This is a genomic window from Pseudomonas tritici (assembly GCF_014268275.3).
In the GTDB taxonomy this organism is placed as follows: domain Bacteria; phylum Pseudomonadota; class Gammaproteobacteria; order Pseudomonadales; family Pseudomonadaceae; genus Aquipseudomonas; species Aquipseudomonas tritici.
Genome location: NZ_CP077084.1, coordinates 4,484,008 through 4,504,131 on the forward strand (window position 1 = coordinate 4,484,008; position 20,124 = coordinate 4,504,131).

The following is a 20,124-nucleotide window of genomic DNA, read 5'->3' on the forward strand; positions in this document are numbered from 1 at the left end:
CTCTGCCTCGATCCTGCCGATATCGTGTTCCAGTCGTTTCACCATACTGATCCGGCCATGCCCGAGTCAGACCCCCATATCCCGCACTGGCGTTCTTATACGCAGCATTTCTTTCGGGCGAACGGTGAGACGCTCAGCCCGCAGGACGATCGGGCGCTGGAGTGGGTCACCAGCACGGAGCGCGCCTCCTTCAGCGATATGATCGCCGTGCTGCTGCCCCGGCTGGCCAACGTCATTACGCCTGCGCGAGTGAAAACCGTGCTGATGGCGCATTGGACGCCAGACCTGCACATGGGCAGTTCGGTGGTGAATGCCGCCATCCATCAATTGGGACTCTCCGCCTGCCTGGCATTGGCGATCAGCGATCGCGGAGCGGACGCCGGCCTGTATGCGCTGGACGGCCTCAATGATTGTCTGGCCGGCAAAAACGAGGATGGGCTACTGCTGATTGCCGAGCAGAAAAACCTGATGTATGCCTCGCCGCTGATGGCAGCCCTGCAACCGGAAAACAATGCCTGCGTCTGCCTGTTCAACAAGCAGCAACGTGGCTTGCGCTACCGGGGCTTCAGGCGCGCGCGCCATGCGCAATGGTCCAGCGAGTACCTTGCTCACGCCGTTGAACAGTTGGGGTTGACCCACGAACGCCTGACGCTGATCGGCCCCGCCCAACTACTGGAGGCCGCGCATGCCGGCGCTCGCTCGTTTGCCATCAACCCTAGGTTGCTGTGCGCGGCCCCTTTCGTTGCGCTGCGTACCTTCTGGGAGCCGCAACGTGACTACCTGCTGATCAGCGAAAATGATAACGGGATCAGCCTGTGCGGGCTCGCAGCCGAAGAGGGTCCACGATGAACATTGCCTCCCTGGCCACTTATATTCCTTCGACTCGCGTGTCGCTCGAGGAGGTCGTCGCGCATCGCGGCGGCAGTCCGTCAGAAGCCCGCACATTTGGCCAACTGTTCGGCATGCGGGAGGCATCGACCCTGGCGGATGAGGAAAGTGCCGAGGGCTGCTTTCACGCCTTGCTCCAGCAACTGGGCGAGAGCCTGGATGAAGGGGAGCAGATTGATGCGGTCATCTTGATCCAGGGCCTGCCCTCTCCCTCCGTGCGCCAAAGCGTCAACCTGTCAGCCCTGCGTCAACGGTCAGACTTTATCGCCGTGCAGGCACCGCTGCTGACGCTCAACCAGCAAAACTGCGCCACCCTGTTCTGGGGGTTGCGGCTGGCCGAACGATTGCTGGCAAGCGGCAGACACCGCTGCGTGGCGCTGCTGGCGGGGGACACGCTCGCTGATTTTGACCTGGCCGAGCGCTATATCCCGGGCTGCACAATGATTGCCGACGGCTTCGTGGCCGCCCTGCTCAAACCCGGTGGCGGTCAACGCAGGGTGTCAGGCATCCAGTGCTTTTATCATCCTGGGTTCTGGCAAGGCCTGGACGGTACTCGCGAGGACACCAAGCGCTTCTATCAGTCCCACAACCACCTGGTCGAACATGCCCTGTCGTCCTACCCCGACGACGTGCGCAAGCGTGCCTGGCTGCTGCCGCACAACATCAACCGCCTCAGTTGGCAAACCTGGCTGCGCCATCCAGAAAACCGCGACCGATCGGTCGCCACTGACCTGCTGAGCCAATGTGGGCACTGCTATACCGCGGACCCTCTGCTCCTGCTCGACCGCTACGCCCCGCACGATACTGGCCGCCCTGCGCTGCTGCTATCGGTGGGCCTGGGAGGCTGGGTAGGTTGCGCCGCCATTACCTCAGACGCCTTACCGGAGGCTGTCCATGCTCAATAACCCCAATGCGATTGCGATCGTCAAGCCGTCCGCAGCCAAGTTTGCGCAGCTGGGCTTTCTGAAAATTGCAGAGGCTGCCGTGCGCCAGCACGGGGACAAGGTCTGGATCGGTGAGGGCAAGGATGAAGTGCTGCTGCTGGCTGGCGCGCGACATATCCGGTTTTTCCTTGAGAACGAAAGCCACTTTCACAAGGAGCTCGACAACGGCCAGTCAGCCAGGCGGCTATTACTGGGCCAGTCGCTGATCACCGCGCAGGAAGGTGAAGAATGGCACCTGGCCAGAAAGCTCACCGCACCGCTGGTCAATCCCAAATCAGTGTTACTCAAACAAGGCACCCAACATGCCGCGCAGTGGCTGGTGGACATTCTCCAGGACCCGCAGACAGGTTCCATGCGGGAGATCTGCCTGCAATGGGCGTTGATGTGTGTTGCGCAAGGGTTCGTCGGCTCCACGCTGGGTCCTCTGCAGCTGGATCGCCTGATCAATCACTTTCGCACGATCTACCTGCAACTGATTGTCGACGAGCCGACCGAGGATTACACCGCGTTATGCCAACACCCGGCCCTGACCGCGTTCCGCGAGGAACTTGAGGCCATGATCGGGCCGTTGATCACGGGAGACGGCGGCGGGAACGTCGACATGCTGCAACGTTTTTGCCAGGCGCTCGATATCAAGGCCAACCCACAGGAACGGGAACGGGCGATCAGCATGTTGCTGGGTAATCTGGTTGCCAGCGTGGATAACACCGGTATCGCGCTGCTGTGGTGCCTGACCCATCTGTCACAGCACCCGCATTACCAGAACCAGGTGCGTGAAGAGGCGCGCCACGGAACGCGCGACATGGCCAGCGCCATCGTCAAGGAATCGTTGCGCATGACCCCGGTGACGGCGTTTTTCGAGCGCGGCACCCTCGCCCCTCTGGAGATCGACGGCGTCAGCGTGCCAGCCGGAACCAAAGTGCTGTTTTCACCCTGGTTGATCCATCGCGATGCGGCTTACTGGCCCGAGCCGCTGAGTTTCAGGCCAGAACGTTTTCTTGAAGGCCGCAAAATTGCCCGGGAGCACTTTGTGCCCTTCAGCGTGGGGAAGCGCAATTGCGTAGGCATGGCGCTCGCGCTGGACCAACTCACCACTGCTGTTGAAACGCTGTGCAGCCATTGTCATTTCAGCTTGGCGCCATCGACCGCCCCCGCCGCACTCACACCGCTGTACGGTCTGAATGTGATGCCCAGGGGCACTATCTGTTTCACCCTTGAATCTGTAGACAGAGCCACTGCGCATGAATGCATCGCCTGACCTGGCGGGAGATGCCATCCCGAAACTTAGTGTGTTTTGTTTTTCGGACGTGGCCCGCGACAGCTTTGCGCAAAAATATGAACAGTTGCTGAGCACCGCCAGGCTGGCGGATGAGCTCAACTTTCATGCTATCTGGACGCCTGAACGACACTTCCACACCTTTGGCGGCATGTTCCCCAACCCCTCGGTGGTCAGCGCTGCGCTGGCCGCGAGTACCCAGCGTATCGGGATCCGCGCAGGCAGCGTGGTGCTGCCCCTGCATGACCCGTTGCGCGTCGCTGAAGAATGGGCGCTGGTGGATAACCTGTCTCGCGGCCGCGCCGGCGTTGCGTTTTCCTCGGGCTGGCAACGCAACGATTTCGTGCTCAATGCGCAGAACTACAGCGAACGTCATGCGGTGCTTTTTTCTTCGTTGGAGCAGATTCAGGCGCTGTGGCGCGGCGAGTCCGTAACACGCCACGAACTGTCCCGGCCGGGGCAACCGGAACCCGTCACGCTGCAAACCTGGCCACCGCCCTATCAGGCCACGATTCCGGTCTGGGTCACGACGGGGAGCAATCCGTTGTTGTTCAGCGAGGCGGGAAAGCGCGGCCTGAATGTGCTGACGCACCTGATCTCACAAACCCGTGACCAGTTGCAGGAAAACTGCGCCAGCTATCGCCTTGCACGTCACCACGCTGGGCTGGATCCGGCGGGCGGTACGATCACGCTGATGATGCATACCCAGGCCGGAGAAGAGCGGGAATCGCTGTCGCCGTGCCTGCGACCCGCGCTGGCGCGCTACCTGCGCGCGTTTATGCAGCTGTCGGAAAACCTTAATGCGCCACCGGCGCAGGGCCAAGAAACGACGGACAAGAAGCAGGACTACGCTCTTAAGTGGGGCGTGGAAAAATACCTTCACCACTACGGTTTGTTCGGCTCGGCAGCCGAGTGCCTGACGCAGCTCAAGCAGCTCAAGCGTGAAGGCATCGACGAGGTGGCGGGGCTGGTGGACTTTGGCATGCCTCAGGACAGTGTTGAAACAACACTGCGCACTCTGGCGACATTACTGTGAAATACGGAGGTTGAATGAACAACATGAACACAATGAAATGGGTACTTGCGCTGCTGGCCGGCACCACCGCTTACGCTGCGGTGGCCTCAGAAAAAACCTTTGCGCTCACCGCGTTCAACAGCGTCGAAGTGCGACAGGGTATCAACCTGTCGATCAAATGCGCCGCGACATCTTCAATGGTGGTTTCAGGCGCTCCCGAGACGCTGAGCAAGCTCCAGGTGACGACAAACAACAAGGCACTTTTGCTCGTCAATGCGGCGGCGGAGAATGATCGCTTCGTCACCCATGCACTGGATATCACGCTGTACACCAGCGAACCACTGACCGGGCTGGCCGGCAAGGCAGGGGTTAAGATCGTGGCGCCGGCCTGTGCCGTCGCCCCATCCAAACTGGCGGTTGCCGGCAGCATGGGCACCGACATCCAGGTTGAAGGCAAGACGGGCGAGCTGGCGCTTGACCTGGCCATGGGCGGCACCTTCAACAAAAAACCGCTGCCCTTCATTGCAGAGGTGGCGAACGTGCGCATGAGCATGGGAGCTGAATCATCCTTGTGCAACATCCCACGAATCAACGGCAGCCTGTCTGCCGGTGCCCGCATGGCCGTCAGCCCATCGGCTCAGGTCGATACCGGTGCTACGGGGTCTTTCGCCAGCGAAATTTCAACCTCTGATTGCTCGTAAACAGCCTGTGTAAACGGGTCACTCGCAGTGTGATGGCAGCCGAGCTGCCATTGCACCGGGGTACGTTGCGCAGTAATGATCGCGCCATAAGCCAGGCAGAAAAGCCCCTCCCCTTGCACCTGGCAATAATGGATCTGCCCACTGCTGACGCCAAGTTCAACCATGACCTGCGCCACACCGCTCTCGCCTGCCTGGGGGATCACACAAAAGCTGGCAAGCGGCTTGGTCAGCCCCGTGCCTCGGGCTTTTAACCAGGCTTCCTTGATACTCCATAGCCGGGTAAAGCGCGTGAGGTAGTTGGCTTCGTCCAGCGCCAGCCAGCGTTGCTCGTCCGGGTGAAAAAAGCGCCGGGCGATGGCTTTTTTTGCCGCCACGTTTGCGCTGACTTTTTCCAGGTCAACCCCGACCTCATAGTCCTTGCACAACGCGATCGCGGCCGACTGACCGCTGTGGCTCAAGTTGAAACGCAGCCAAGGGTGCTCAGGCAGCCAGGGTTTGCCGGTCGCGGTCCTGGCCAGGCACACCTGATCAACCGGGATCGCCAGGCAATCAGACAGCACCTGATGCAACCAATGTTGTGCACGTTGACGAACCGTCATTTCCGGCAGCCCATCGTCAAAGTGCTGCAGCAGGCACACGGCCCTGCCTGCGATCAACTCAGGCAGGGGATTGCAGCGGTAAATTGATGGTGACCTTGCAACCGGTCTGTTCATGTCGATTTTCCAGAGACAAGTAGCCGCCGTGGCTCTCGGCAATTTGCCGGCACAAGATCAGGCCGATGCCGGTGCCATTGGGTTTGGTGGTGTAGAACGGCACGAACAGATTTTTCGGGTTGGTCAGCCCCACGCCCCGATCCAGGATGGAGATCAACAAGCGCCCTTTCTCCTCGGCCCATTCGATATCGATACTGTCGGTGCTGCCACCCATCGACTCGTCGGCATTTTTGATCAAGTTGATCAGCAACTGATGGATCTGTACCCGGTCGAGGCTTGCCATCAGCGGGCGCGGTCCCTTCAGGGTAATCACGCGGTGCGAAAACAGCAGCGGCAGCTCGCCCACCAGCGCCGTCAGATCCACCCATTCCTTCATCGCCGGCGCCAGTTTGCTCAACTGCCTGTAGCTGCTGATGAACGCAATCAGCTCACGTGCCCGCCGGTTGATCAGGTCGATGCCTTCGGCAAAACCGGACGGCAAATTGTCAGCGTTTTGCCGGTAATGCTGTTGCAGCATTTGGCTGATAGAGGCGATGGGGCTGAGGGAGTTGTTGATTTCGTGGCTTATCACACGCAACAAGTCCTGCCAGGCTTTCTGCTCTTCCTGACGCAACATGTCGTCAACGTCACTGACAAACAACAGCACGTTCTGCACACCGTCCACCATGTAGGTGTCGCTGGTCACCTTGTAGCGCCCCGGTCGCCCTTCATGATCGGACACGACCGGCTGCTCCGTGTTGGCGTTGTGCAAAAGACTGTCCAGTTGCAAGGTGCTGGCCGTATTGCCAATCAACTTTTCCAACGATGTGCCCGACATCCGCGAGGCGGCGCTGTTACACCAGATCAGTCGATGACTGCCGTCCAGGGCATAAATCGCAACCGTGATATTGGAGATCACTTTTTGCAGCAGGAAATCCATCTCGCGCTGCTGCTGACGGTGTCGCGACAGTTGGCCGGAAATATCATTGATTTGCTCGATGACCCCCTCAAAGGCCCCGGCCCCGTTGGTCACACCGCGCAGGCTGAAATCCTCCTGTTCAACGGCCTCGAGCAGATTGGAAATGACGTTGATTTTATAGATCAGCTGCTGAAAAAAGTGATAGCAGAAATAAACCAGCGTCACGCACAGCATAAACAGGGTGAAGAACTTGAGGTAAACGGACTGCTGCGGAAAAAGCCAGAGCAGCAGGTAAGCAATGATTCCGCCTATGGGGGCCAGGCTGCAGAGCAACAAGTGACGAAGTTCAAATGATTGAAAAAACTTACTCATGGCAGATTTTCAGTTTCTCAAGCCGACGGTAAAAAGCACTGCGGCTGAGCCCCAGCGATTCGGCTGCCCTGACCGCGTTACCGTCATACTGACGCAGGCGCTGTAACAGCAGGGTTTCTTCCGCTTCGGCAAGCGTGCACGCGTCCGTCAATCCTGACGGCAACTCGCTGGCCTGGCCGGCTGCGTCCTGGGCTGGCACCAGAAGCGGCAGGCAGAGGTCTTCCAGGTCAATCACGTTGGCACGACACAGCAACACAGCGCGCTCGAGCAAATGGCTGAGTTCGCGGATGTTTCCAGGCCATGAATAGTCCAGCAGCCGCTGGCGTGCCTGAGGCAACAAGACCGGTCGAGGCTTGTTGTATTTACGCGCAAAACGTTTCAGGAAGCGCTCGGTCAGCGGCTCGATATCTTCCAGCCGTTCGCGCAGCGGCGGCAGCTGGATTTGAATCAGGTTCATGCGGTACAGCAGATCCTGACGGAAACGCCCTTCTGCCACGGCCTTATCCAGGTCGGAATTGGTGGCGGCGATGATCCGGCATTGAGTGGTCTGGGTGCGCGACGACCCGACGCGCTCAAACTGCCGCTCCTCCAGCACCCGCAGCAATTTCACTTGCTGCGTCAGGGGCAGGTTGCCGATCTCGTCGAGGAACAGCGTCCCTTTGTCGGCCAGTTCAAAGCGCCCGATACGGTTTTCTCGCGCATCGGTGAAGGCGCCTTTGACATGGCCAAACATCTCGCTTTCAAACAACTGCTCGTTAATGCACCCCATGTTCACTTCGACAATACTGTGTTCGCACCGCGAGGAAATCTGGTGGATATACCGCGCGAGCAAGCTTTTCCCGGTGCCGTTCTCGCCCAGAATCAGCACGCTGGTATCGGTCACCGCAACCTTTTCCACCAGGCTGATCAGCCGTTTCATCGCCGGTGAGCGGACAACCCATTCGCTGTCCATATCATCTTCGAGCGCCAATTTGAGCAACTTGTTTTCTTCGCGCAGGCAATCACCGGAACGACGCGCCTGGCTGAGGGTGATCTGCTGCTGAACGATGCTCAGCAGACGCTCGTTGTCCCAAGGCTTTTGAATAAAATCGGCGGCCCCCGAACGCATCGCGTTGACGATGATGTCGACGCTGCCCCACCCCGTCATCGCGACAGCCGGCAAGCAATCATCAAATTTTTTCAGCTCGGCCAGCAACTGCAGCCCTTCCATGCCTGAGGTGGTGTCTTTCTGGAAATTCATGTCCATCAATACCAGATCCACAGGCCTGGCCGACAAATGCGTCAGCAGGCGATCGGCCTGGGTTTCCACGGTCACGTCGTACCCTTGCATGCGCAGCAGGATATCGAGGCTGGTCAGGATGCCCGCGTCATCATCTATCACAAGGATGTGTTTTTTATCGTTCATTGTAAGCATCCAGCTTGTACCGCCGTGCCCGGGGAGCACGGCGGTCGTTTATTCATATCGAATCGCGTCGGCGGGCGACATATTGGTTGCCCGTCGCGAAGGAAGCCAGACTGCGAGCGCCACCACCAGCGAAATCATAAGCGCGACCATCCAGAACAGGAGCACAAAGGGCGTGCTTCCATTACCCAGGACGCTCGTCAACTTGGGTGCCACAAAGAATGCCAGGGGCAAGCCGATGGCAAGGCCGGTCAACAATTGCTTACCGCCCTGGAGCATGAGCATACGCAACAAATTATTCTCGGTAGCCCCCATGGCCATGCGCAAACCAATTTCCTGGGTCCGCTGATTGATCAGGTTGCACATCACCGCATAAATACCTGTCGCCGCCAGTATCATCGCTACCAGGCCGAATAACATGAAAAGGTTGGCAATAAAATGCAAACCGGCAGTGTTGCGGGCCAAGCGGTCATCCAACGTCTGGATCTGATTGACCGACAAGTTGCTGTCCACCTGACGGACCGCGTTGATCAGCGCAGGCCCGAGCGTCTCTGGATGCTGGGCGTGCAGCACCAACATCAATGAGGACGCGGGCTGCTGCTCCAGAGAGCGGTACACCGTGGCACGGTGGCGGAAGGCGCTGAAAGGCCGGCCATGAATGACGCTGGGCACCACGCCCACTACGTTGTACCAGCGCTGGTCATCGCTATCGCGAAAGCGCAGGCGCTTGCCAATCACATCACGCTCTCCTGGCCAGAACCGTTCGGCAAAAGACTGGCTGACAACAACCACCTGCTGTGAGTCCCGCGTATCACCGTGGGCGAACTCCCTGCCCGCTGTAGGTGTGATACCCATGGCCGACAGGCTGCCGGGCATGACCTGCACGTCATTGACCATCGGGAAAGACCAGCGCTCGTTGGTGTTATTGGTGGACGAGTCGACATCCACCTGACGCGGCACGGTAAATTGCCCTACAGCACTGGTGGTCAATGCTGCGCTTTGAACCCCGGGGATCGCGGCGGTGGCGTCGCGCAGGCGCTGGTAAAACAGCACACGGCTGGCATCGTCAGGGTAATTATTGACGTTGAGGTGGACTTGCGCGGTGAGGTAGTTATGGGTGTCGACACCGTAATCAGCGCGGGTCGCCTGATAGACCAGCAACGCGAACAACGCACTGATGCACAGGATCGAGCAGGAGAGCCCTACCTCAAACACCACCAGGATCCGCGAAACCCGACCTGCGCCACGGCTTTGCGCACCTCGGGTGCCATCACGGAGCACATCATTGAAGTTGCCATGGACGATTTTCCAGGCCGGCAGTGCGCTGGTCAGCACAGCGGTGATGATCACGAGGACAAGGGCATTGACGATCAACAGGTTATCGAGCGACAAGTGCCACCAGAACGGGATCTTATTGGGCACGAAGCCAGGCAGTATCGTATTGGTGATCTCCAGGCCCCACGCCGCCAGCAGGACCGCCACGACACCGGACAGGAAGCAGATAAACAGACTTTCCAGCATCATTTGCAGTACCAGGCGGCCTGCGGGAGAGCCCAATGCGACCCGGATGGCAATTTCCTTGGAACGCTCGGTCGTTCTTGCCAGCAATAAATTCCCGACGTTACAGCACGCCAATAGCAGCACAAAACTGACCGCGAGCAACATGACGATAAAGATCGGTGTGGTCTCCTCGCCCATGAAATTTTCCTGGAACGTCAGCGCCTGGGCAGACAGTCCCTTATTACTTTCCGGATGTTCCAGCGCCAGTGAACGCATGACACCGTTGAGGTCGCGGTCAGCGTCTTCAAGCGTCGCTCCGGGCTTCAAACGCGCATACACGGAGACTTCCGGAGCGCCTTTACGCACCAGGTACTGCGAAGGTTCGAGCTGGGAAGGCAGCCACAGGTCATGGAAGAAAGGAAAGGCAAAATCGGCCGGCATGATGCCAACGATGCGGGTATGTACGCCATTGATCCTGATATCGCGGCCAATGAGTTGCGCGTCGCCAGCAAAGTAGTTTTGCCACATTGCGTAGCTGATCACCGCGACAGGCTCAGCGCCCGACTGAACGTCTTCCTCGTTTAGCACACGCCCGCGGAAGGGCTGAACAGCTGTATAGGAGAACATTTGTGGGGTATTTCTGATGGCCATATAGGAAACGGCCTTGCTGCCATCACTGATATCCGCACGCTCCGCGTAGAAATACCCCACATCCTCGAGCTGGGTCACGCGCGCCTTGATATCGCTGTAATCCATGTAGTTCAGCCCGGAATCGCTCAGGCTCACACCATTCACGGTCGGGTTGATCAGCACCATGCTTTTTCCGTCCGGGTAAGGGAGCGGCGTGAACATGATGGTATTGATCACCGAAAACATATACAGGGTCAACGCCAGCCCACAGGACATGATTAGCACGGTGATGAAAGTAAAGCCGGGGCTTTTCAGGAGTAAACGCAAGGCATAGCGAATGTCAAAAAGCATCTTATGCTTCCTTCACCAGGGTCAGTTGCGGCGCCTGTTCACCATCGCCGACGACCTTTCCGTCAGACAGGACGATACTGCGCTGTGCGCGTTCGGCAGAGCGAGGATCGTGAGTCACGATGCAGATGGTGGCGCCTTCCTGATGCAACTTATCGAGGATATTCAATACCGCTTCGGCGTTGTGCGAATCCAGGTTACCCGTGGGTTCATCCGCGAGAAGGATCGAGGGGTTACCGACGATGGCCCGAGCCACCGCCACGCGCTGCTGCTGCCCGCCGGAAAGTTGAGAAGGATAGTGACGACTGCGGTGAGACATATTGACCTTGTGCAAGGCCTCGGCGACTCGCTGCTGCCGTTCAGACTTGGAGATATCACTGCGGTAGGTCAGTGGCAGCGCAACATTTTCCTCAATGGTTAAGTCACTGATGAGGTTGAACGACTGGAAGATGAAGCCGATGTCTCGATTACGCACCTGCGCACGCTGTTTCTTGGAAATATTCTCGACGTTGTGACCGGCCAACTGATAAGTGCCGCTCGATGCCGTATCCAGCAGCCCCAGTACTGAAAGCAGCGTGGACTTCCCGCAGCCTGAAGGCCCCGATATGGCCACGTACTCGCCTTTTGAGATGGTGAGCGTGATCTTGCTGAGTGCATGGGTTTCGATTTCATCAGTCAGGAAAATCTTGTTCAAATCTGTCAGTTCTACCAAAGGTTCCATCTTATTGTCTCCAGGGCATTGTCCGGCAGCCGGCGCGAGCGGCATCAATTGGCGATTTGAATGTGATCGGCACCCTGCCAAGCGGTGCTGTCACTGAGAATTATTTTGTCGCCAGCCTTGAGCCCGCTGGTGATCTGAATGTAGTCAGCCGAACCCTGCCCGAAATCCACTTTCATTTTGGTCGCTGAGCGGTCTTTGTCATCCAGCCGGTAGAGCATAGAAGGCAAGTTATTCTGCGCGAATGGCGGCCGCTCGACATACAAGGAATTATTGATTGTCGTCACAGCGATCAAACCGTCGACGCTCAGGTCGGGACGGGCTTCCTGAGGCAGTGGTTGATTAAACGTAACATCCACCTTGACCGTACCGTTGGTAACCGCAGGATCGACCCTCGACAGCACGCCGGTAAAGCGGCTTCGACCTGTGTTGATCGTGACAGCCTGGCCGACCGCCAGATCACGCGACTGCAACTCGGGCACCTTGAGTTCGGCATACAGCTCCTTCTCCTTGGCCAGTCGGGCAATATCGCTGCCTATCGTGACCCGTTGTCCGACCTGGACTTTCACATCTTGCAGAATGCCATCTATGGGAGACTTGACCCTGAGCGAATCAACCTCCTGCTGACTCAACGCAACCAATGACTCCATTTTATTAAGGCGCACGATATTCGCCTTTGTATCAGCCTGGACACTGAGCTTAAGTGTCTTCAACCGCCGTTCTTCAAACACAACCTGTTGCGTGTACTGCTCAGTGAGGATGCGCGTGGTTTCATATTCCAGCCGGGGCACGGCCGCGATGTATTTTTTCTGGGCGGCAAGACGAAGTGTCGAGCCCAGCAAGCGACTCTTGGCCTCCAGCATCAACGCCTCTTGATTAAGAATTTTATTTTGCAGTTCGGCATTTTTTGCCTCGGTTTCTGCCCGTTGCGCGTTAAGTTCCAGCTGGTTTTCCTGAAGTCGCTGTTCGAGCGTCGGATTACTCATGACAACCAGCAACTCTCCCTTGCTGACCTTCATCCCGGCCTTATAGACAACTTCCTCCACCCGAGCATCAACGTTCGCCGCCACCCAGTTGATATCCCAGGGCAACAGTACGCCATTACCACGCACCTCGACGGCAAACTCACCGTACTTGACTTCGGCGACCGTCACGCTGCTACGGGCAACCTGGTAAGGCGAGAACCGATAGGTATAGATAACCAGCAATAGCACCAGCAAAAACACGCCACCCGCAATGGCCTTACTGTGCTTCTTGAATAAGCGCTTATTTCCCGGCTGCGGGATCGAAATATCCATGACAACACCAAAGTTAACGTTCTGCCCAAGCAACAGCATATTCCATGCCAGAATAAGAAAGCCCTATAACTAATTGATACTTATAAAGTAAAAACGTAGAACCAATTAATACGACCTACCCCACATGGCCGGGCGTCTCACTTTCGGAACGAACGCGATATGCCAGCGCCTATTATCGGGTTCCCAAGGACAATCCGTTGTAAATCGCCGATCCCACTATCGGGACGCAACACAACTTACCGCGTAAAAAGCTTTCGAAAATGGGACTGGCTTTTCCCTGAATCGAGATTCACTTAAAAAGCACTTAACAAACAGCCACTTGAGGCGGCTAAAAAAATGGCATAGCAATTGCCTGTTCATCTGCGCTGACAAACGCAACACCCATAATAAATCTCTTCGCCATTGAGCGCTGCAGAACGGAGTCTGTATGTGGGAACGTAAAATTTCAGACGCAGAAAAGACCTTATTTACACAACACATAATGGACGATTTGTATAAACGTCATTTTGATATCTACGGCAAACATGCCCACATGGAAAAAGCCCTGTGTATTGTCAATGTGATTAACCATATCGTGGAAAACATTTCAGAGGAGATCACCCTGGAGGACCTTGAGCAGATTTGTGGTAAATCCCGCTTTGATATTTGTCGGATGTTCAACTTGTTCTACAATGTGACACCGATCAAATGGATGTGGAGGGTCCGCCTGGCACTGGCAAAAGAGTTTATTCATCTGGCCCCGGAATGGTCATTGACTGATATAAGCTATGCCTGCGGGTTTTCCTCCTTGCCGCACTTCTCGCGTAGTTTCAGTAAAACCTATAATGAAACACCGCTGAAACTCAAGCAGTGCGTCATGAAGTCCACGCGACCGGAAGCCAAGAAAGAGTCTTCGGAATATGACTTTATCTTTGGCATACAAAGAAATGGCTTTTCACGCACGATGCTGATCAACAACATCAACTCACTCTGATCAATAAAAACCAGCCGACTACGCACGAACCTCAAGTCACTCATCCATTCGATACGGCAAGGCTAGAACAATCAACGTCACTGTGCAGCCGCTCCCCCTAGCGTCGGGAGACAGTGGGCGCGACAGATGAAGTGATTCTAACATTCGTCGTGGACGTTTGATGGGTACTTGAGGGGAATGCACGAAAGTGCACAGGGGGTACTCGAATAGTCTAGTGACTTTCTGCAATCAGCGAGCATAAGGCTAATGCCTTGGATGTTTGACACGTCTACGAATCGCGGCGCGCAAGCGCAGTGCGGGATGCCCCATAGCGGCATAATCTTCTTGCGCAGTAGCGTCCAGGAAACTGGAAATACGGCTGAACACCGTGGCATCACGCAGTGCGCCATTATGTCCTATGCCTTCGGTGACTATCAGTTTGCTTCTTCCCAAGACATGGTTGAGTACCATGGCCTCTTCCAAATCAATACTGACGTCGGCCTGGTCATGCAATATCAGCACTGGCTGTTGTATTTTGGCGATCAGTTCGGGGCCAATCTTATCGGGGTTCACACCGTAGCGTAACTGGTAGAGCTTCTTCATTGACGTCGCAATATGCCGGGGTAGTTTATGGCTGAGTACATAGTTGTCCAGCACCTCGCCAAAACTGCACGGACTGCTGATCAAGACCATTCTCTTGAACCGCAGCCCTTGCAGTGCAGCCATGCAGCCTACCAACCCACCGGACGAATGCCCGATCACCACTGAAAAAGGACCGCACTGTCGCTCGATATCGATGACTGCCCGGGAGAGATCGTAAAAAGAGACGCCCTTGCCCGGCGACACCCCGTGTGCCGGCAGGTCAGGTGCAAAAACCGTATACCCTTTAGCCTGCAGGCGCTGAGCAAGGTGCCTGAGCATGATGCTGCGGCCATCCCAGCCGTGCAGCAGCAATACTTTTTCTGCCTGCTGCTCGGCTTGAGGGTAAACGAACATCTTCACGAACGTGTGCCGCCAGGTGAGGTTTTCCTGCCGGCACTGGCTGAGCAGCATCATCTCTGCGGGTTTGTAAGGCAACGGTCGGGTTTTTTCAAACAGATGCATCGCATACAGCGCTGATAGGTAGGAAGACATCATGTCCAGCGAGTAAAGATCGAACAACCTGATGAAACGACACACACGAACATAGTGAGTCGTTGGCCTGACCCTGGCCTTCATCAACAAGGTAGGCCGTAGTCGCATCACCACCAGTACACGAAGATAGTTCTGATGGATCAGCGAAACGACCAGCAAGAGCGGATAGATAACACTAAAGAACATGCTCGTTCCCTATCTTGCTCGCCAGCCGCCAATACTCATTGGCAAAGGCGAACAAGTTGATGGTACTGAACAGGATGATGATACTCATGATTGAGTTCAGGTTAGAGAACCGCTCCCATCCGACCAACAAGACGACGACCATCAGTAACTCTATGATGACCGTCAGAATCAACACGCGACGCGCCTGATCAAGTTGCTCAAGTAACGCTTGCAAGGACGCAACAAACGCCGTGATAAAAAACGTCGGCAATAAAATCAGCATCATCTGGCTACTGGCGTCTCTGATCGCCCCATCGCCTGAAAGAAGGCCAATCAGCATCTTTTCACTGAAGTAAATCGCGACGGTCAGCACAAGATAAAGCCCACCGATAAACATCAGCCCACGGTGCAGTAGCCGTTTCAATTCCCCACCGCTACTGATCGACAGGCGCTGATTTATCAATATCGCCAACGCAGAGCCGCACGCCACGGCCGGAATGACCACAAACATCCTGATCTTGGTAATGATCAAGAAGGCGGCGACATATTGCTCACCCAGGGTCCCTATCAGTGGAAATACCAGCAGTGAACTGAAAAACACCACAATGAAAGACGCAAAAATCGGCAACCCCACCTGCTGCAGCAAACCTTTCAAGCGCGGGATGAACGCTTGCGGCCGGTCATCCTGCTCCAGGTAACTGACTCGCCTGACCAGCCAGGTCGCGATCGGGATCAACAAGCCGGACGCCAGGGCATTGGCGACGATAATGGAATAAAAGCCCAAACCGTAGAGGTGGTAGCTGGTGTAGCAAATGCCGGCGTTCAGGATGATATAGGCAATCACAAGCAGCATGCTCACCGCGCTCCTGCCCTGCCCCCGGAGCGCGCTGTTACACATCTCCAACTGAATGAACGGCAACATCGAAAGGAAATACAGCGGCAGTGCCTCTTGATAAAAGCGACCACCAGAGACGGGAAGTAACTTCTCCAACCAAGGCGAAGTCAACGCAATCGCGCCGCTCAGCAATGCAACGATCAAAACACCCAGCACCGATAAAAGCGAAGTTGCCCTGAATACTTTCTGTTTTGACCAAAGGTTCACAGACCGGGCGCTGAACACCTGGTTACTGATGGCCAGGCATTCGAGAATCGCCAGGAACAAAAAGCTGAACGGCTGGATCATCGACAGCCAGTAAATCGATGTTGTCTCAGCGCCGTGCCCCAAAATGGCAGTCTGTATGTTTTGTGAAAAAGACACCGCGACGGCAACCACAATCATGGGCCAGGCAAGCTTCAGCAGATCTGCAATATCCCGGCCTGCGCCCTGGTGTTGCGACAGAACTATGCCGGGTGAGGTATTCACATGACCTCTCCCAGGCTGTCGCGCCGTGACATGGGGTAGTGCCCCGTCGTTTTTCCATACAGGCTGTAGAGCATCATCGAGAGATAGGACAGCGTGTGCGTCGCACCCAGCAGGTAGCCATGCCCCCCCATCAATTTTTCCGCTCTGTTGTTCAGCAGCGTGATCTGCCAGTGGTCTTCCTCGGCGTCCTGGTAGTCCTGCGCGGCGATGCGCATTTCCCACTGCAAAGCCAACTGGTTGCACTGACTGCTGAGGTCCGCGAACTCAGCCTTGATCAGCTGATGCCGGGTGGCTTTCACGCCAAAGCTCCTGCGGTTGGACAAGTGCGCCCAGCTCATGCCGAGCATGCGCATCAACAACCCCAGGCGGGCAGCGACAGAGACAATGAGTTGGAGGCCGTCGGCGGCGCTCGTCTGCTTTTCTCCGAAAAACTTCAGCTCCAAGCCGAGGGCGGCAAGCACCCTGTCCGCCTGCGGTGGTTGCCCGGCTACCACGGTTCGTTCGTTCGGCACGAGTTGATAACCCTGGCTGAATGCGCACCGAGCCGGGTCGGTAGACTCAAGACGCAACAGCCGCACAGCATCTGCGGGCTCATTGCCCGCAAACAGCTGAAAAACCCTGTCAAACAGACCGTCAGGCATAGGAGCTCTCCAACTGCACATGCTGCTCGATCCAACTGATCAATTTACCCACCGTCGTGAAGGCATCCTGGTCGATTTGATCAGGCTCAAACATCAAACCAGGCACTTTCTCTTCGAGGGTCAATAAGAACTGCACAAACAGCACCGAGTCCAAATCCAGGTCTTCGTTAAAGTCAGTTTCCAGATTGACCGACACGGCCGAGGACATAATATCGTTAAGCGCTTCATTAACAGCCAAGAGAAGGTGTGACATATAAAACCTCGCTGGAGTGGTTTCTTTCGATTAGCACGCATGAAAGCGTAACGCCCATGCCCATGGTGATGCAGAGGATTCTGTTGCCTGTGAATGTTTCCAACAGCGCCGACAAGTTAAACAAGATATCGGCACAATACGCATGCCCGTAGTTGGCAATATGTTCGGTAAACATGACGCCCTTGAAGTCCAGCCTGGCGGACACTTTTTTCAGCAACGGCAGATCCAGGTTATTCGGAACGATGGCATCAATGCTGTCAGGCGAGACATTGAATTTATCCAGCGCGTAACGATAAAAATCATAATATTCCTGTTCCAGCGACGCATATAACTCGCGCCGACGTACAGCCGACTCACCCCGGTGATTGTCATAAAAAGACGATAAATGCCTGACGGCGGTGTGTTTCAAGTTCCACAGCGCTGGCCCGGCATTGAGCAGCATCGCCGCCGGCACTTCGGCCAGGACGCTGTTATCCAGTCGACTGACAGCACTGTGAAAAGCCTTCTCTCCCGTCAGCAGGAGCATAGGCTCGCCCTTCTTAATCAATCGGCTTTTTAACAAGTGAATGGCCGACAGGGCAGACGAACAATGATTCAAACTGACGCTGAATACTTGCCAATGCGCTAGGCCACACGCGTGGGCAATATCGTCCAACCAATGATTATCAAAGAACGTGTTATGTGTTTGTGTCTTGGCATACACGAGGCAACCGTTTAACTGTTTGACCTGGGGGTTCGCACTTACCAGTGCGCGCAACGTTTCCACCAGCATCTCGGCATGTGTTGTGGAAGACAGGCCGACCGACGCCAAGGAATAATAGCGCTGGAGTACCTTGCCAGCCCCCGGTTTTAAATCATGGGAGTGCTCAAGCGAACTCAAGGGGACTAAAGAAATACGATCCGGCAACCAACATAAATAATTAAGTGGCAGCATACAGTTTCCGCATGGAGTAATTGTTTAACGCAACTATCAATTACCCACATCGTCCCAGAAACGCGTCGTGCTTTTTGCCTCAAATTGCTTAAAAGGCAGATTTTTCCCATTTGCTGGTCCCACAAATGGAATTTTTAACAACTAACTGGCCGCCAGCTGGACCGCTGGCGGCCTGCAGGTCAGTCCAACATCGCCACATGGCGGGGATGACTGGCGACGCGCGCCATCCACGCCTGAACACCCGGATAAGCGTCCAAGTCAAAACCACCTTCATGGGCCACGTGGGTGTAGGCGTACAACGCCACATCGGCAATGGAGAACTGGTCGCCCACCAGATACGGCGTCAGTTGCAGTTGGCGCTCCATGACCTTGAGCGCCTTGTAACCGCCCTTGTGCAGCTTCTGGTATTCCTCGAGGCGGTCTTGCGGCAAGCCCAGGTAAAACTGGATAAACCGCGCCACTGCAATGTACGGCTCGTGGCTGTATTGCTCGAAGAACTGCCACTGCAACACTTGCGTGCGCAGGCGTGGCTCGGTGGGCAGGAACTCACTGCCATCGGCGAGGAAGTTGAGAATCGCGTTGGACTCCCACAGGCAGGTGCCGTCTTCCAGTTCCAGCACCGGGATCTTACCGTTGGGGTTCTTGGCCAGGAACTCCGGGGTCTCGGTATCGCCGTTGAGGATATCGACATCGATCCATTGATACGGGATGCCCAGCAGGCTGAGCATCAATTTGACCTTGTAGCAGTTGCCCGACTTGTAATCGCCATAAACCTTGTACATGGGGCTCCCCTTATGCCGCTTGCGCGTGCTGTGCTTGACGGACCACCGCGGCCAGGCGCTTGAGACCTTCGTCGAGGAGGGCCGGGTCGATATGGCTGAAATTGAGTCGCAGCGAACCGTGGTGCTGGTCCGGCTCGGAAAAGAACGGTTCACCGGGCATGAACGCGACGTTCTGGTCGAGCGCTTGAGCCAACAAGGTGCGGGTGTCGAGCGGCTGTTTCAAGGTCAGCCAGAAGAATAATCCACCCTGGGGCACTTGCCAGTCGGCCAGATCGGCGAAGTGACGTTCCAATGCGGCTTGGAACGCATCGCGACGCTCGCGGTAAAAACTGCGCAGTTCCACCAGGTGATGCTGGTATTTCTCCGTGCCGATCCACTGCATCGCTTGCCACTGGCCGACGCGGTTGGTGTGCAAATCCGCCGACTGCTTGAGCTTGAGCAGGTGCGGGAACAGGTCCGGGCTGGCAATCAGGTAGCCAACGCGCAGGCCCGGCAACAGGGTCTTGGACACGGTGCCGGTGTAGATCCAACTGGCTTTTTTCAGGCGTCCGACAATGGGTTTGGCGCTGCCGCCGTCGAACGTCAGTTCGCGGTAGGGCTCATCTTCGATCAGGGTCACGCCAAACTCGTCGAGCAAGGCGGCGACGGCGGCGCGCTTGGCTTCGCTGTAGCGCACGGCGGACGGGTTCTGGAACGTCGGGATCAGGTAGATGAACGCCGGACGGTGGCGTTCAAGGTTGACCCGCAGAGCGGCCAGGTCGGGGCCATCGGCTTCCAATGACACGGTGAGGCATTCGGCGCCGAACAGCTGGAAGATCTGCAAGGCAGCCAGGTAGGTCGGGCCTTCCAACAGGATCTGCGTGCCTTTGTCGATATACAGCTTGGCCGCCAGGTCCAGGGTTTGTTGGGAACCGCTGACCACCAGCACCTGGCTGGCCTGGCACGGCACGCCAAGGGCTCGGGCCTCGGCGGCGAGCAACTCGCGCAATTGTGGCTCGCCTTCGCTCATGCCGTATTGGCCGATGTTCAGCGGCATGTCATCCCAGTTCAATGCTGGCAGCATGGCCTCCGCCGGCAGGCCCCCGGCGAACGACATCACTTCCGGGCGCTGGGCTGCCGCGAGGATTTCACGGATCAGGGAGCTTTTGAGGCGCGTAACACGTTCAGAGAAGGCCATGGGGTCACCGGTAGCGAAGA

The 20,124-nt window shown here is 56.4% G+C and carries 20 protein-coding genes; 7 read left to right on the top strand and 13 right to left on the bottom strand.

All coding sequences use genetic code 11. From position 1 onward, the window contains the following. Positions 1-57 precede the first annotated feature (57 nt). The 5 genes from HU722_RS20355 to HU722_RS20375 are packed head-to-tail and all read left to right on the top strand — an operon-like array spanning position 58 to position 4,824. On the top strand, positions 58-849 hold the full coding sequence (locus HU722_RS20355) for a hypothetical protein (protein WP_189683649.1): 792 nt from the start codon (positions 58-60) through the stop codon (positions 847-849). Beyond that, entirely contained in the window at positions 846-1,793 is a 948-nt protein-coding gene (locus HU722_RS20360) for a beta-ketoacyl-[acyl-carrier-protein] synthase family protein (RefSeq protein ID WP_065873353.1), read from the top strand. Before HU722_RS20355 ends, HU722_RS20360 begins: the two co-directional genes overlap by 4 nt. Beyond that, a complete protein-coding gene (locus tag HU722_RS20365) occupies positions 1,783-3,090 on the top strand; it encodes a cytochrome P450 (RefSeq protein WP_065891066.1) in 1,308 nt (435 codons plus the stop codon). Before HU722_RS20360 ends, HU722_RS20365 begins: the two co-directional genes overlap by 11 nt. Further along, a complete protein-coding gene (locus HU722_RS20370; protein WP_186752061.1) occupies positions 3,074-4,144 on the top strand; it encodes a MupA/Atu3671 family FMN-dependent luciferase-like monooxygenase in 1,071 nt (356 codons plus the stop codon). The genes HU722_RS20365 and HU722_RS20370 overlap by 17 nt, the downstream gene beginning before the upstream one ends. A gap of 14 nt (positions 4,145-4,158) precedes the next feature. Next, a complete protein-coding gene (locus tag HU722_RS20375; RefSeq protein WP_065873356.1) occupies positions 4,159-4,824 on the top strand; it encodes a GIN domain-containing protein in 666 nt (221 codons plus the stop codon). Here the strand turns inward: HU722_RS20375 and HU722_RS20380 are convergent. Both HU722_RS20380 and HU722_RS20385 read right to left on the bottom strand, forming a co-directional pair. After that, entirely contained in the window at positions 4,761-5,462 is a 702-nt protein-coding gene (locus HU722_RS20380; RefSeq protein ID WP_225930648.1) for a 4'-phosphopantetheinyl transferase family protein, read from the bottom strand. The two genes, HU722_RS20375 and HU722_RS20380, sit on opposite strands and share 64 nt — an antisense overlap. Positions 5,463-5,481: 19 nt before the next feature. Next, positions 5,482-6,456, bottom strand: coding sequence for a sensor histidine kinase (locus tag HU722_RS20385; RefSeq protein WP_256534315.1), 975 nt, complete (start codon positions 6,454-6,456; stop codon positions 5,482-5,484). Here HU722_RS20385 and HU722_RS29040 point away from each other — a divergent pair. Continuing rightward, positions 6,439-6,789, top strand: a complete 351-nt coding sequence (locus HU722_RS29040; protein WP_274611402.1) for a hypothetical protein — start codon at positions 6,439-6,441, stop codon at positions 6,787-6,789. The genes HU722_RS20385 and HU722_RS29040 overlap by 18 nt on opposite strands. Before the next feature lie 10 nt (positions 6,790-6,799). On the opposite strand, the gene HU722_RS20390 is transcribed toward HU722_RS29040, so the two are convergent. The 4 genes from HU722_RS20390 to HU722_RS20405 are packed head-to-tail and all read right to left on the bottom strand — an operon-like array spanning position 6,800 to position 12,703. Continuing rightward, a complete protein-coding gene (locus HU722_RS20390; protein WP_065873359.1) occupies positions 6,800-8,212 on the bottom strand; it encodes a sigma-54-dependent transcriptional regulator in 1,413 nt (470 codons plus the stop codon). 48 nt (positions 8,213-8,260) lie between these two features. After that, the gene (locus tag HU722_RS20395; protein ID WP_065880805.1) at positions 8,261-10,690 is read right to left on the bottom strand and encodes an ABC transporter permease; all 2,430 of its coding nucleotides are present in this window, start codon (positions 10,688-10,690) and stop codon (positions 8,261-8,263) included. A 1-nt stretch (position 10,691) separates the two neighbouring features. Continuing rightward, entirely contained in the window at positions 10,692-11,408 is a 717-nt protein-coding gene (locus HU722_RS20400; protein WP_065873361.1) for an ABC transporter ATP-binding protein, read from the bottom strand. A gap of 44 nt (positions 11,409-11,452) precedes the next feature. After that, a complete protein-coding gene (locus HU722_RS20405; protein ID WP_065873420.1) occupies positions 11,453-12,703 on the bottom strand; it encodes an efflux RND transporter periplasmic adaptor subunit in 1,251 nt (416 codons plus the stop codon). Between the two features lie 427 nt (positions 12,704-13,130). Here HU722_RS20405 and HU722_RS20410 point away from each other — a divergent pair, with 427 nt between their 5' ends. Further along, a complete protein-coding gene (locus HU722_RS20410; RefSeq protein WP_065873362.1) occupies positions 13,131-13,676 on the top strand; it encodes a helix-turn-helix transcriptional regulator in 546 nt (181 codons plus the stop codon). A gap of 243 nt (positions 13,677-13,919) precedes the next feature. Here HU722_RS20410 and HU722_RS20415 read toward each other — a convergent pair whose 3' ends face one another. The 7 genes from HU722_RS20415 to HU722_RS20445 form a co-directional block, all read right to left on the bottom strand. Beyond that, positions 13,920-14,975: an alpha/beta hydrolase gene (locus tag HU722_RS20415; protein ID WP_065873363.1), complete on the bottom strand. Its 1,056-nt coding sequence runs from the start codon at positions 14,973-14,975 to the stop codon at positions 13,920-13,922. Further along, positions 14,965-16,317 carry an MATE family efflux transporter gene (locus HU722_RS20420; protein ID WP_065873364.1) on the bottom strand — a complete coding sequence of 451 codons (1,353 nt, stop codon included), beginning with the start codon at positions 16,315-16,317 and terminating at the stop codon, positions 14,965-14,967. Before HU722_RS20420 ends, HU722_RS20415 begins: the two co-directional genes overlap by 11 nt. After that, positions 16,314-16,958, bottom strand: a complete 645-nt coding sequence (locus HU722_RS20425) for an acyl-CoA dehydrogenase family protein (protein WP_065873365.1) — start codon at positions 16,956-16,958, stop codon at positions 16,314-16,316. Before HU722_RS20425 ends, HU722_RS20420 begins: the two co-directional genes overlap by 4 nt. Continuing rightward, entirely contained in the window at positions 16,951-17,211 is a 261-nt protein-coding gene (locus HU722_RS20430) for an acyl carrier protein (RefSeq protein WP_065873366.1), read from the bottom strand. The genes HU722_RS20425 and HU722_RS20430 overlap by 8 nt, the downstream gene beginning before the upstream one ends. Beyond that, positions 17,186-18,145, bottom strand: coding sequence for a 3-oxoacyl-[acyl-carrier-protein] synthase III C-terminal domain-containing protein (locus tag HU722_RS20435; protein WP_065891068.1), 960 nt, complete (start codon positions 18,143-18,145; stop codon positions 17,186-17,188). Before HU722_RS20435 ends, HU722_RS20430 begins: the two co-directional genes overlap by 26 nt. Positions 18,146-18,324: 179 nt before the next feature. Then, positions 18,325-18,927, bottom strand: coding sequence for a glutathione S-transferase family protein (locus tag HU722_RS20440; RefSeq protein WP_065873368.1), 603 nt, complete (start codon positions 18,925-18,927; stop codon positions 18,325-18,327). Positions 18,928-18,937: 10 nt separating this feature from the next. Further along, positions 18,938-20,104, bottom strand: coding sequence for an aminotransferase-like domain-containing protein (locus HU722_RS20445; protein ID WP_186752062.1), 1,167 nt, complete (start codon positions 20,102-20,104; stop codon positions 18,938-18,940). Between the last annotated feature and the right edge of the window lie 20 nt (positions 20,105-20,124).

Excerpts from the sequence above, each read along its gene's own strand:
- HU722_RS20400 (WP_065873361.1), bottom strand. The coding sequence starts at position 11,408 with ATGGAACCTTTGGTAGAACTGACAGATTTGAACAAGATTTTCCTGACT.
- HU722_RS20375 (WP_065873356.1), top strand. The coding sequence starts at position 4,159 with ATGAACAACATGAACACAATGAAATGGGTACTTGCGCTGCTGGCCGGC.
- HU722_RS20445 (WP_186752062.1), bottom strand. The coding sequence starts at position 20,104 with ATGGCCTTCTCTGAACGTGTTACGCGCCTCAAAAGCTCCCTGATCCGT.
- HU722_RS20365 (WP_065891066.1), top strand. The coding sequence starts at position 1,783 with ATGCTCAATAACCCCAATGCGATTGCGATCGTCAAGCCGTCCGCAGCC.
- HU722_RS20430 (WP_065873366.1), bottom strand. The coding sequence starts at position 17,211 with ATGTCACACCTTCTCTTGGCTGTTAATGAAGCGCTTAACGATATTATG.
- HU722_RS20410 (WP_065873362.1), top strand. The coding sequence starts at position 13,131 with ATGTGGGAACGTAAAATTTCAGACGCAGAAAAGACCTTATTTACACAA.
- HU722_RS20395 (WP_065880805.1), bottom strand. The coding sequence starts at position 10,690 with ATGCTTTTTGACATTCGCTATGCCTTGCGTTTACTCCTGAAAAGCCCC.
- HU722_RS20370 (WP_186752061.1), top strand. The coding sequence starts at position 3,074 with ATGAATGCATCGCCTGACCTGGCGGGAGATGCCATCCCGAAACTTAGT.
- HU722_RS20360 (WP_065873353.1), top strand. The coding sequence starts at position 846 with ATGAACATTGCCTCCCTGGCCACTTATATTCCTTCGACTCGCGTGTCG.
- HU722_RS20355 (WP_189683649.1), top strand. The coding sequence starts at position 58 with ATGCCCGAGTCAGACCCCCATATCCCGCACTGGCGTTCTTATACGCAG.
- HU722_RS20405 (WP_065873420.1), bottom strand. The coding sequence starts at position 12,703 with ATGGATATTTCGATCCCGCAGCCGGGAAATAAGCGCTTATTCAAGAAG.
- HU722_RS20440 (WP_065873368.1), bottom strand. The coding sequence starts at position 18,927 with ATGTACAAGGTTTATGGCGATTACAAGTCGGGCAACTGCTACAAGGTC.
- HU722_RS20415 (WP_065873363.1), bottom strand. The coding sequence starts at position 14,975 with ATGTTCTTTAGTGTTATCTATCCGCTCTTGCTGGTCGTTTCGCTGATC.
- HU722_RS20435 (WP_065891068.1), bottom strand. The coding sequence starts at position 18,145 with ATGCTGCCACTTAATTATTTATGTTGGTTGCCGGATCGTATTTCTTTA.
- HU722_RS20425 (WP_065873365.1), bottom strand. The coding sequence starts at position 16,958 with ATGCCTGACGGTCTGTTTGACAGGGTTTTTCAGCTGTTTGCGGGCAAT.
- HU722_RS20390 (WP_065873359.1), bottom strand. The coding sequence starts at position 8,212 with ATGAACGATAAAAAACACATCCTTGTGATAGATGATGACGCGGGCATC.
- HU722_RS20385 (WP_256534315.1), bottom strand. The coding sequence starts at position 6,456 with ATGGATTTCCTGCTGCAAAAAGTGATCTCCAATATCACGGTTGCGATT.